The 12,485-nt window shown below is 56.8% G+C and carries 5 protein-coding genes; 1 reads left to right on the top strand and 4 read right to left on the bottom strand.

Annotated features, from left to right (window positions below):
• Positions 1-247: 247 nt before the first annotated feature.
• The 3 genes from ABEA92_RS06575 to rny form a co-directional block, all read right to left on the bottom strand.
• Positions 248-1,726, bottom strand: coding sequence for a hypothetical protein (locus tag ABEA92_RS06575; protein WP_345683010.1), 1,479 nt, complete (start codon positions 1,724-1,726; stop codon positions 248-250).
• Positions 1,727-1,729: 3 nt separating this feature from the next.
• Positions 1,730-3,799, bottom strand: a complete 2,070-nt coding sequence (locus tag ABEA92_RS06570) for an AAA family ATPase (RefSeq protein WP_345683009.1) — start codon at positions 3,797-3,799, stop codon at positions 1,730-1,732.
• Between the two features lie 399 nt (positions 3,800-4,198).
• The gene (rny, locus tag ABEA92_RS06565) at positions 4,199-5,767 is read right to left on the bottom strand and encodes a ribonuclease Y (RefSeq protein WP_345683008.1); all 1,569 of its coding nucleotides are present in this window, start codon (positions 5,765-5,767) and stop codon (positions 4,199-4,201) included.
• A gap of 692 nt (positions 5,768-6,459) precedes the next feature.
• Between rny and tilS the strand changes: the two genes are divergently transcribed.
• Entirely contained in the window at positions 6,460-7,470 is a 1,011-nt protein-coding gene (tilS, locus tag ABEA92_RS06560) for a tRNA lysidine(34) synthetase TilS (RefSeq protein WP_345683007.1), read from the top strand.
• A gap of 202 nt (positions 7,471-7,672) precedes the next feature.
• Here the strand turns inward: tilS and ABEA92_RS06555 are convergent, their stop codons facing one another.
• Positions 7,673-12,301: a DUF4332 domain-containing protein gene (locus ABEA92_RS06555; RefSeq protein ID WP_345683006.1), complete on the bottom strand. Its 4,629-nt coding sequence runs from the start codon at positions 12,299-12,301 to the stop codon at positions 7,673-7,675.
• Between the last annotated feature and the right edge of the window lie 184 nt (positions 12,302-12,485).

The raw sequence follows: 12,485 nt of genomic DNA, 5'->3' as shown, positions 1-12,485 counted from the left end.
TATCCCGTAGCGAACGTTATCTCGTAGCGAATCTCGCCAAGCGTTCCAGCGTCCCATTGTCGCTCGGCTTTCCAAGCCGTTGGCGTGCAAAGCGATTACCCGTTCATGCTGGCTCGAGTCGGGCGCCCATGTGATTTGGATTTCCCGCTTGATGCAACGGTTCCAGCTTGGAAAGCTGGCCGACTATGTATGGTGAACGCAGCGGCCGAATCAAGTCGCGTTTAAACGCGAAGATCCGTTGTACCGCCTACAAACCGTCCAGTGCCACGCCGCCGGTGTGATGTGCAAGTTTGATCAAGTCATCGTTTTGTTCTTCGACTACGAACACGTGCAGCATGATGCCTTTTAATTCCTCCGGCCGGACGTTGATGCCGTGGTCGCCGTCGGTCACGATGATCAATTCGGGCTGCTCGGACTCTTGATCGTCAACCAAATTCTTGATGCGTTTGATGCCTTCACGCAGCGCCAAATTGATGTCGGTGTCGTCCCCGGTAAAGAACTCATAGTGCATCCGCCGGATCTCTTCGCGGGCCTCGGCGACTTCGCGGACGATCACCTCTTCGTGAACCACGGAGTCGAAAAAACTGTACCCTAGAATCGCTTCGCGTCGCCCCACGGCCCGCAATCGATTCAACAAAATGGCGAGCAACTTATAAATTCGTTCGCCTTGCTGCATCGATTTGGATCGATCGAGCATTGCGTAGAAGAACTGTTTTTTGTCGCTACGTTTAATCTTCTCGCGAACCATAAAACTTTTTGTGGCCAAGCGATAACGAAAGTATTTTGGCGCGGCCACTTTTAACGCCCAAGCGGCGGGGGCCAACTTGGGCAGCTCATCGTATGATTGCATCATCCGCATTCGCGTTTGATCTCCATCGACCGCCGGCGTCATTTTCTTTTCGAACCGCGGCTGAAACGCGACATATTCGTTGGCAATCCGCGAGATTCGTAACAGTGCTTCCATACCCGGTTCGGCCAACAGCCGCGAGGCGACATCGAGCCGACGGACCGACAACGGATGCGTTTCCTTTTTTTCGGTTTCTCGCCGGACACCGCCAAAGCAATCGGCGAACAGCGACGCAATCTTGCCTCGCGTGTCGATGTTGTCGACCAATGCGATTGATGAAATACCGCGGTCGCGAGCCATTTGCTCATGGTCGATTTTGTCCGCCGACTTAAGCATGCTTTCGTCTGGCAAACATTCGAGCAATTCGACTTCGTCCGCCTCCAAACCGCCGACCTGTTTTAATGCCCAATTGATTTGCCACGTGATCGTGTCGGGCGGAATCCCCTGCGCGAGCGATCGTTTGGCCGTGGCGATGATGGCGATGTTGGCGATCGCTCGGTCGACATCCGTGCGTCCTTTGATATGCTCGAAATCGACCTCGCGAAGCGCTTGCGCCAATTGCAGGTAGAGTTCCACATCGCGAGCGGACCAGCTGAACACTTCGTCGATCCACGTGGCGATCTTCCACATTCGCATGCGATAGGTCAAACGGACGCGTCGCTCGATCTCGTTCGCGCCGGCCAAACGTCCTTCGTCGACCAAGTGCACGCCGTCCCAGATGATGGGCACATGAACGTGCCCCATGCCGATCGCGTCCAGTTTCTTGACCACCTCGGCGGTATTGATTTGCTGACGTCGTTCGCTCGATTCGGGATAGGTGATGTGTGTGTGAAAGCGAATGAAATCGCGAAATTTGCGGGCGACATGAACTTGCGTCATCGTCTATCTCCCCGCCTCGATCTCCGCAGCAACCTCGTCGACTGCAGCTTCAGAGCGTTTTTTCCATTTGATCAGCATCGGGTCCGAGACTTCGATGCTGAACAATTCATGTTTCAGTGCATCCATGGTGCTCATCAAATCGACCATGTCCGAGATCGCTTCGTCATTAACGTCGCCGCGCGCTTCGTCGTCGAGATCTTTGGCGGAGGTGAATTTCAGATTGATATCTTGCATCTTGCCACGCAGTTGTCGGGCTCGCTCGTCGATGTCGCTTAGCAAAACCTCGACACCGCCTTCGCGTAACGCCGCACGAATCAGCGATTCAACGTCTTTTTTGTAAGACTCCATTCCCTGAACGTTGCGGATGGTCAAAATGTCATCGACGATCATCTTTTTTCGTTGATGACGACCGACGCTGTTGGCTGCGAGTCGCAGTCCCCCAAGCGCAATTCGCGGAGAGATTTGAAAGCCGCTGTCTCGATCGTCATTCAAATTGGCGATCACGTGCGCGTAGATGCGGTTGAGTTTGCGGCGGTCAGGGCCCGCATCGGGATTGGTTTTGCTGAACAATGCCTCGTAGTCCGCTTGATCATACGAGGGCCAGCGGACTTCTAATTGCAGCGGAAATCGTTCAAGCAGTGCTTTGACCGCATCGCTGTCCTTGGCGAATTGCCGAGGGTCTTTGTTGGTGCAAGCGACAATCGCCTGGGATCGCATCGGCACGGACTTGTTGCCATTCATGAAAACGCGACGCGTCAAAACATCTTTTAGCGGCAACAGTGCTTGCGACGACGCGTCGAGAATCTCTTCGAGGATGACGACTTCGAACGGCAGGAACGAGCGGTCGGTATCGTATTCCAAGCACTCGTCCAGCTTGGCAATATTGGGGCCGCCCCACAAACGATCTTCGGTCATTCCTTCGCCAAAGGATTGCAAGAAAATTTCGTTTTCGAGATACCCCAATTTTTTCAGCGCCGTCATCACCATGTCGGATTTGCCGTGACCGCCCGGGCCCCACAGCAACACATTGCAAGGTTGGAAGAACGCGTGCGTCAACACTTGGACGATTTCGTCACAGTGGATAAAACGCGACGAAAGGCTTTCCGAAATGAGGGCGGGAATTTGATTGCGAGGTGTTTTGAGAGGCCCGTCGTCGTGGTGCGTAAAATCGGCTTCGGTCAGGCGGATGCTGATTTTTTCGTCTGGCAATTGCCGCTCAATCCGTCTCGCTAGATCGGCCGTATACGACTGCATCCCTTGTACAAATCGAATGCTCTGGAAGGCTTCGGCGGTAATCGTCATGTCGCCATGAATCTTTGCCGCGTTGCTGACGACTTCGAGGGACTGGATCGCCATGCGAGGCGACATGATGAACGTTTTCTCTTCGTTGAGTCCTGCGATCACCTTGGACAGCATCGTTTGCAATTGTTTGCCGCCCATGCTCGACCCTCGGCGTACTTTGGCGAACAGTTCGCGATAATGTTTGGCTTCGTAGCCGGGCCAGCGGACTTCCTTTTGCAGCAGAAAACGCTCCATCAACGCCTGTACCGCATCGCTGCCTTCGGCGAATTCACGCGGATCTTTGTTCGTGCACGCGATCACCACCTTGGCCGACATCTCGACTCGCTCGGTTCCGTTCATGAACGCGCGACGTGTCAACACATCTTTTAGTGGCAGCAGGGCTTGGGCCGGAGCGTCAAACAACTCTTCAAAGATGACGACTTTGTATTGCGGTGCCAGGAACGAGCGGGTCGTGTCATAGCGGACACAAGTGTCAAGCGACGCCATGTCAGGGCCGCCCCACAACCGGTCTTCGCTCATCCCTTCGCCAAAGGATTGAATGAAAATCTCTTCGTCTCGCAGCCCGAGAGCGCGCAGGGCCGTGACCGCCATCTCGGATTTGCCATGGCCCCCGGGCCCCCACAGCAGCACGTTGCACGGTTCGTAACAGGCCGCCGACAATAGGTCTGCGATTACGTCACAGAATACGAAGCGTTTCCGCAGCGCCGCCTGGATCGTTGGCAGGATGTCTTTGCGTGGGGTTGGCAACCATGCCCATTCATTTGCGGCCAAGGCAAGAACGCTCCGAAACAAGAAAAGGTTGAGGCCGAGACAGCATGTCGCGGTGTATAGAAGTTTACCGGATCTCAACCGTGTCTGGGCACTGCGTTCCCGTTTCGGCACGTGACATAGGCTTCTAGCCTGTCATCAAGTTCGTGCTGTTGCTTGCAGGATCTTTAGCAAGATCCACTACGGGAAGGACGTTGTGATCGCGGAGCGAACAACGACATTGGGAAGATCTTTTCGTAGCGAAACTCGCCAAGAGTTTCGGGCGGGGGGAAAAGTGGACGAAAGTCTTCGCGACTTTCGCTACGAGGGAGGTGGGGTGGGCTTCTAGCCTGTCGAGAGTGCTTATGACAGGCTGGAAGCTTATCCCACATGATCGCGGATCGATCAACGACATTTGGGGCGTTATTTCGCGGTTTCGGTAAATCGTGATTCACGCAGCACGGTGACCTTGATTTCGCCAGGATAGGTCAGCTCTTTCTCGAACGCCTTGGCGATGTTGCGACAAATCGTGGCCGCCTCTTCATCGCTCGTGCGGTCGCTGTTAACGATCACTCGAAGTTCACGACCCGCGCTGATCGCAAACGCTTGTCGAACGCCGTTAAAGCGAGTCGCAATCGACTCGAGTTCTTCCATCCGTTTGATGTAGCGCTCGAGCGATTCGCGTCTCGCACCCGGACGGCTGGCACTGCAAGCATCGCCGGTGGCCACCAACATCGTATAGGGATGCTCGGTAACGATATCGTCGTGATGCCCCAAGGCTGCGTGCACGACTTCGGGGCCCTCGTTGGAGCGTCGTAGAATATCGGCGCCGATCTTGGGGTGGCCGCCTTCGAGTTCATGATCGGCTGCTTTTCCGATGTCATGCAGCAATCCACAGCGACGAGCCAAATCGCCATCCATTCCCAACATCTCGGCAAGCAAGCCGGAAATGAAGGCGACTTCGACACTGTGGCGGAGCACATTTTGGCTGTACGAAGTACGGAAATGCAATCGACCGAGCATTTGGATCACACGATCGTGCAATCCGCTGACATTCACCTCATCGGCGGCTTCACGCCCCTTTTGGATGATCATGTCGTCGATCTCTTTGGTCGTTTCCTCGACGACGTCCTCGATGCGTGATGGGTGGATGCGACCGTCGCTGATCAGCCGTGTCAGCGATTGACGAGCGATCTCGCGGCGAACCGGATCAAACCCGCTGACGATCACCACACCGGGCGTATCATCGATAATGACATCGACGCCGGTGGCCTTTTCAAACGCGCGGATATTACGGCCTTCGCGACCGATGATCCGGCCTTTCATGTCGTCGCTGGGCACATCGACCGTGCTGGTGGTGGATTCGGCGGTATGAGCCGATGCGAATCGCTGGATCGCGGTCAACAGCATCTCGCGTCCTTGCGCCTTGACGGTCTCGCTAAGTCGTTTCTGATGCTTCAGCAGGACTGAACCGATTTCCGATTCAAGGTCCTGTTCCAACGACGAAAGCAAGGTCTGCGACGCCTCTTCGCGAGTCATCCCACTTGCCTTTTCCAGCAACGCTTGCTGTTCTTTGATCGTCTTTTCGAGCCGGTTTCGCTGTTCGGTGGCCGCGCGCAGCTGCGCATCGAGTCGCTGCTGAGTGCTTTCGAGTCCGCGTTGTTGCTTTCTCAGCCCGTCTTCTTGCTGTTCCAGCGTCTCTTCGCGACGGTCAAGTTTGGCTTCTCGCTGAAGCAATTGTTTGCGTTCGGCGGCGATTTCCCGTTCGGCTTCGGCCTTGATGCTAAGCACCGATTCTTTGCCATCGACAATCGCTTGGTTGCGAAGCGTTTCGCCTTCGCGGCGAGCCGCTTCGACTAGCTTTTCAGCCGCCTGTTGCTGGACCGTGCGTCGAACCGCATTGATTCGTTGGGTGATGCCCCAAACGATCGCGGCCCCGACCAAAAACGAAAAGGCCGAGTAAAGAATCGTGGTTTCGGAAGATGCGAGCATGTATATGTCCTCGGTACCGAGAACAATAGAATCTGCCTTTGCGATTCCCAGACTGATTCACACGTTCAGAGGACAGACGTGTTTTTAACCGCGGCGGAGAGGGGCGGTGTTCGGTGGGGATACTCCACTCGCAAGTTCCTCGGTTCTCTCTAAGCTCGGCAAAGCAGAGGATATGCTTGACTGCCAATTCGGCACGAACGAGCAACGACCCCGCCGAAGCAAGCTGCTTCCACGTGGTCACTCGAGCGATTAGCAGGACGATGAGAGGGAACATGATCGAGAAGAGGGTGATTCTGTTGTTCAGAGGAGTCGATGTTAAGTCTTGTTTATTTACAGTCAGCTCTGAAAATCCAGTCGCATCCGTTATGATTCGGTGCAAATGGTCTCAGGATGTCTCAGATTAACAGCTGTCGAGGGTCCGCGAAACAGATTCAAAACAAAGTTTCCCAGATGGGGACAAGTTCCCATTTGTGACGTGACTTTATGTATACGTGTTGCGTTTTTGGGTCCGTCGAACGAGGGGGCAGGGTTCGCCGCTTGATGGGCATGCGGGGCGTGGCAGTTCCGCTGAATAAAATCCTGATCGCCCCTGTTTCGCGGATTCGAATGCCTGTTCCGCGTCACCCGATCGTCGCCACCTGCCTACCTGACCTGCCGAAGCCCCCGAACTCGACCCGCGCCCCAGTGTGTCCATGACTGCCAACTCGCCCCCCCCGGAAATCTGGGATCAATTATGCCAATCGATTCTGCGGGCGTGGCCTCGATTTCGTTGGTCCGGCGTCGGCGTCGTGATTGGTTGTAGCGGAGGTGCCGACAGTGTGGCGCTAGTGCGAGCGATGCATCATTTGCGACAGCAACCTGGGGCCGATCCGCCCAGCGGATTTTTGACGATTGCTCATTTCAATCATGCCACTCGCGGAGCGGAGTCGGATCGTGATGAGTCGTTCGTCCGATCATTGGCCGACCAGCTCGATTTGCCGATCGTCGCGCAGCGGTCGGAGCAAACCGACGCTCGCGACGAGGAATCGCTGCGAAAAATGCGGCTGCGATTTCTACAAGAAACGGCCGAACAGCAGGGAGCTCGCTATGTCGCGGTGGCGCATTCGTCGGACGACAATGTCGAAACGGTCCTGCACCACCTGCTCAGAGGGACGGGGCCGACCGGGTTGGCAGGGATCCGGCCGTACCGATCCTTAGGACAGGATACGGTATTGATTCGCCCGTTGCTGAGCGTCTCGCGAGATTGCATTCGGACGGCACTCGGTGCAATTCACCAGCCGTGGTGTGAAGATTCAAGCAATGCAAGTCGGGATTACCGACGCAATTGGATTCGACACGAATTAATCCCGCTGATCCAGTCGCAGTATCCCGATGCGAGTGAAGCGATTTCCAGAGCCGCTGCGACCCAGCGTGATTGGGTCCAGACGATCGAATCGATGGCCGATGATTGGCGAATGCAGCACGTGCACGTCGGTGACACGGTGGTGATCGACCGCGATCGAGAAACCGACCCCAGTGTGATCATCAGGGCGATGCAGCAATTGTGGTCGACACAGGGGTGGCCGATGCAAGGCATGTCGCACTCGCATTGGCAGCGGATATTTCAGTACGTGTCCGAAACCCAGGCCGGTGTTTGTATGCTGCCGGGCGCGATCCGAATGGAGTCCACCGACGAATGCGTTGTCTTGCAACGCGATGGCTGACGCTGCGGATCTCGAATCCCACGTCACGCCCCAAGTCGTTTTTTTCGCGACGCGGAAGCGGCCGGGAACGAGCGTGAAGCAACGTTCGATTTTGACCGGGCGGCTTGCGCCGCTCCGCTATACAAAAACAAAACTACCCGTCCAGTGCCACCGTTGGTGGCATTGATCCGACGGGCTACGGCTGAGGACTCTGCGAATCTCTTCAGGCGACCAACAGTTCTCGGTTCACTTTGGCGTTGCGGATCCATTCGCCGACTTCTTCCTTGTCGGGAAGCTTGCCGCCGCGAATGATCCGTTTGCCTTCACGACTGCGGCTGATCGGGTCCACTCGGCCGAACAGTTCCTCGACCTCTTGGTCCGCCAATTCTTCGGGACTGGTGATCTCGGCTGCGACCAGCAGTTGTGCATCATGTCCGCGAAGCATCGGGATCCGGCAAACCAGCGTCGCCTGTTGTTGCCAAGCCAACACGATGTCGCCATCGATGCGGCGATTGCCAAGTTTGTCTGCGACGCGATCTGGATCGGCGTTCAGCAAATCGTCAACCGTATGGATTCCAATCTTGCTCAAACGGTCGGCCATACGTGGGCCAATCGATGGTGCGTCCACGACCGGGCTGTCTCGTTGTAGGTAAAAGCGAAGCTCCGATTCGGTGTCGCGAGGTTCACGCGATTTGACGGCTCGCGTCTCGGATCGATCTCGCATCGAACGCGATTCGCGTCGCTCATGAGATTCACGTAGCTCACGTGATTCACGAGGCTCGCGGTCGCTGCGGTCAAAGGAACGCGACTCAGGCTGGGCTTCACGGTCGGACAAACGGACGACATCGCGTTTGGACGTTGAACCGTCGCGGTTCGAGCGGCGACGACGCGATCGTTCGCCACGCGACGACTGACTTGATTCCCCGTGAGTTGTTTGGTCAGAGTTGTATCCGTCGCGGTTTCGCGAGTCACGGTAATTCGATTCCTCATTCGAATCGGCTTGTCGGGTTTCGCGGTTGCCCGAGCGAGCACTCAGACCCGCCAGACGCGATGATCGGTCGTCGTTGGATTCCGAGTAACGGCGACGATTTGATTCCGTGGTGCGGCCGCGGCGAAGCGAACGAGTCGTACCCGATCGCATCGAGCTGGAACGCCGCGAGCTGGATCGTGCTGAGCTGGATCGAGTCGAGTCGGATCGGGCTGAGTCGGATCGGGCTGAGTCGGATCGGGCTGAGCGGTCGCGGGCAACACGCAGACCGTCGTGGTCGCGACGGTACCCGTTGATCGTCACAATGCCGTAACGGACTTCGGCATCGTCCAGATCGTCGTAGCCGAGGCCTTGGTGATCACTGAATTGCGAGCGATCGCTAGTGCGACGCGATTGACGATTGGTTTTTCGAATCGCTCGGCCATCGACATAGCGGGGGCCTTTTTCGGGACCCCAGCTGTTAGCCGCGGCAATCCAGCTGGTGATTCGTGAAAGTTCACGACTGCTGCCGCTCAGCAATACCTTTTGGCCCTGCTCGGTCGCCAAGAAATCTTCGACACGTTGCAGCAAGTCGGTGGGATGGATCGACGCTAGCTGCGCGGGATCGGTCACTCCGCAGCCAACCAACACGCGAGCGTCAAAACCGCGAAGCTTGGGCACGCGGCAAACCAACCGGCACTCACTTTGCCAACGACGGATGGTCGAAGCATCCACGCTTGCCAATCCCAACGCGTCGGACAAACGATTGGGATCTTGCTGCATCAAATGGGTGATGTGCGTCACCATCAATCCCCGCAGTCGGGCGGCGGCGACGGCATCGATCGAGGGCGCCTGATCAATAGGGCTGTCGACTGTTAAAAAAAAAGCAGGATCTGACGACTCGCCATGACGCATCACATTCAATTGGCCGCGGTCGGTGACGATACGATCTTGGGGCACGCTGTTTCGCCGCGGCACCACCGTGGCGTCGATCGAGTGCGGAGCGGATGTCGTGTAGGTGTCGGCGTAGTAGTAGCCATCGCGGAACATGGCTCCGTCACGAGCCGCATCGGTTCGCACGGGATGGCTGCCGTAAAACTGATTCGCAGCGCGATGGTGCGATGGGGCAGCGGCCTCGGCGTTAACGCTTGCCCCGTAGGTTTCTCGCCAAGCCATGTCGAGATCACGGTTGATATCGTTCACGCGATAATCGTCGGTTTGATAGGAAGGGTGTTCACCCACGAGGTGGTCGCCATAAGTATGAGGATGCGGGCCGATATATTGCTCCGTCGCATAGTGCGGTTTCCACAGTGGACGGTGAGCATGCACCACGCGGTCGGCTCGCAATGCAAAGCAGCGGCCACCAACACGAGCCAGCTCGTCTGTCAAATTTTGGTCACTGGTTAGCAACACGATCTGACGGCCTGCGCCGGCATAATCGCGAAGCGCCGCGGCGATCGGATGATTCAAACGACCATCGTGACTGTGGTGATAAAACGAGGTATCCGCGGTGGCTGCAGGTCGATCACCGTCGATGGAATGATTGACATAGGCTGGCAACGAACGAGGAATCTCAAGCACCACAGGAACCGGTTTGCCGAGCCGGGCAAGCAGTTCGCCCGCTGCCATTCGGACCGCGATCACGGTCAACGCACGCTGGGTATTGCTGCAGCGTGATTCGTCGCGTCCGTCAATGAACACGCGAGTGATGTCGTGCACCGTCGCAGCCGACTGACTGGGGGGCGCTACCGGATCGTTCAGCAACGGTTGCGAAATACGCTCGGTTTGCCAGGAAACGCTGCGAAGGCGTCCGCCGGACAAACGGACCAGCCAACGGCTTGCGGTTTGGGCAAGCGGTGATGCGGTTTGTACCGGGGTTCGCATCGCACGCAGCTGATCTCGCAGTTCCTTGGCCCGGCTCCGAAGCCAGCGAACACGCGATAGCCGTGCCAATTTGCTGTCGAGGATACGCAACTCTTGCACGATGGCTTCGCGAGCGATTGCGTCTTGTCGTTCGGCTTGGCGTGCCGCGTCGGCGGCGATGGATTCTTGGGCATGACGACGCAGACGAGCCACGTCGGCCAAACAGGATTCGAGTTCACGCGAGGTGCGGTCCAGTTCAGCGACACGCTCCGCACGCTCGTTTTGATAACGCCATTGTAACAATTCTCGGTGGCGCGCCCAATCCTGAGTCTCTTTCATCTCCGACGGAGTGTAGCGGTTCAACATCCATTCGCGATGTTGCATCATTTGGTCGATCGCGTTGACCAACCACTTTTCGCTACGGTCGAGTTCGCGAAGATCGTCGGCCGTCGCTGGGCTGAGCGTCGCCGACGGCACGGCGTGACCATGCAGCGAGTCCCATTTCTGATTCACAGCGTGACGTGAAGCATGAACCAAGTCATTGCGGATCGTACGCAGCGTTTCTTCGAGCGTGGTTCCGCCAAACGCTGACGATTCGCCCGCCTGCTGGTACCATTGATGATCAACGTGCTCGTTGCTGGCATATCGTTGCAGCAACCAATCGATTTGACGCGTCGCGGATTCGACGCGTTGATCGAGTTCGTCGAGTGAGTGGATCGGATCGATCGCTCGGCCGCTGCGCGAGTAACGGACGTCCGCTTCACTGCGAACACGCGAAGCGTGGTGCAGATCGTCAGCATAATACGCGTCGCTATAGAATTCGTTCCATCCACGCGACGGATCAAAGCGATCGATCGCATCGAGAAAACCGTCCAACCGACGGCGTCGCAGGATCGCTTCGTCTCGAGGACCGAAGTCCGTTGCGTAGGCGTGGCCGGTTGATCGCAGGTGTTGCCGCGTCGCCAAAATTGCGTCGCGGAGACCGCGGACTTCCAATAGTGCACGACGCCAACGGATCATTTGGGCATCAAGATCATCCAATTGGCGACGAAGCGTTTCGTCACGCATCGCCCAATGTTGTTTGTAGTTGTCGGTCACGGAATCGGTCGGATTCACGTTGTTGGCGTGCAGCTGCGAATCAAGATCGGCAACCCAGCGACGAAGCTCGTTTTGACGAGCTCGCAGATGAGTAGCGCGATCGTGCATGTCGGCCAAACGTCGTTCAATGTGTTCGCGATCGTGACGGGGGGCTGCCGTCGCGGTGCGAGTGCTTCGGCGGTTGAGTTGTTGAGTCAATTCATCGCGACGCGCCAACAACGATTCTTCTTGCAGCGGTGTGGGTTCCAAACGGGATAGTTCCAATTCCACATCGGCCAATTGAGCACGCAGTGAGCGAGCTTGGCGATCATTTGCCGGCATCGGCGGTGCGTCGAATCGGTCATACCCAGCGGCGGCGGTGGGATGGTCAAGGTGAGCGTTTTGAAACGGCAGTGAGCGATAGGTTTGTGGTGAATCGAGCCCACAGCGAATGCAAGCCGATACCACGCGAGCGACTTGAGTGATCGCAGTGTCGGTGATCACGGCGTCAATGATGGCCTCGGGAAGCTGGATCGAATGGACGGCGCGGGTGGCAGCGGATTCCACGCCATGCAGCGATGCGGGATGCTGTGGACCGCCATCAACAACCGATCCGAGCCATGGATGATCATGGAGGTAGCTGTCATACGACGAACCGCCTCGCGATTCGAATTCGATCGAACGGCGACCCTGTTTGGAACCATCTTGTTCGCGGCGGCAATGCAGCAGCCCATTGCGATCGGCCCACACGACGCGTCCCGAAGAGGAACTCATCATGCCGAGCGGGTATTCGCGGTCGAGGATCGAGTCGCGAACGAAGCGTGCGATCGCGGTTTTGCCAGAGCCTTCGGGGCCAAAGACGACGTTCAGATGTTCCGAGAACGGGCCAAGTTCGACACGATTTAGCGGACCGTGTGCATCAATATCGATTCGTTCTAATAACATGGTCTGGCGCCTCCATGGCCACGTGAGTCATTCAAAGGAATGGTTCTGTTTGAGGAGCCATCGTCATGCGGCCCTGCCTAATCCGAACGAACCATCCTGGTACATTTGCGGGATGTGCAGGGGACTTTAATCGAAATGCCCATTTTCCTGAAATAGAGAAAATCGTGAAACTCGCCCACGTTTG

The sequence above is a fragment of the Novipirellula caenicola genome (genome assembly GCF_039545035.1).
Lineage (GTDB): Bacteria > Planctomycetota > Planctomycetia > Pirellulales > Pirellulaceae > Novipirellula > Novipirellula caenicola.
This window is presented reverse-complemented; position numbering and strand designations above follow the sequence as displayed.

Excerpts from the sequence above, each read along its gene's own strand:
- ABEA92_RS06575 (WP_345683010.1), bottom strand. The coding sequence starts at position 1,726 with ATGACGCAAGTTCATGTCGCCCGCAAATTTCGCGATTTCATTCGCTTT.
- rny (WP_345683008.1), bottom strand. The coding sequence starts at position 5,767 with ATGCTCGCATCTTCCGAAACCACGATTCTTTACTCGGCCTTTTCGTTT.
- tilS (WP_345683007.1), top strand. The coding sequence starts at position 6,460 with ATGACTGCCAACTCGCCCCCCCCGGAAATCTGGGATCAATTATGCCAA.
- ABEA92_RS06555 (WP_345683006.1), bottom strand. The coding sequence starts at position 12,301 with ATGTTATTAGAACGAATCGATATTGATGCACACGGTCCGCTAAATCGT.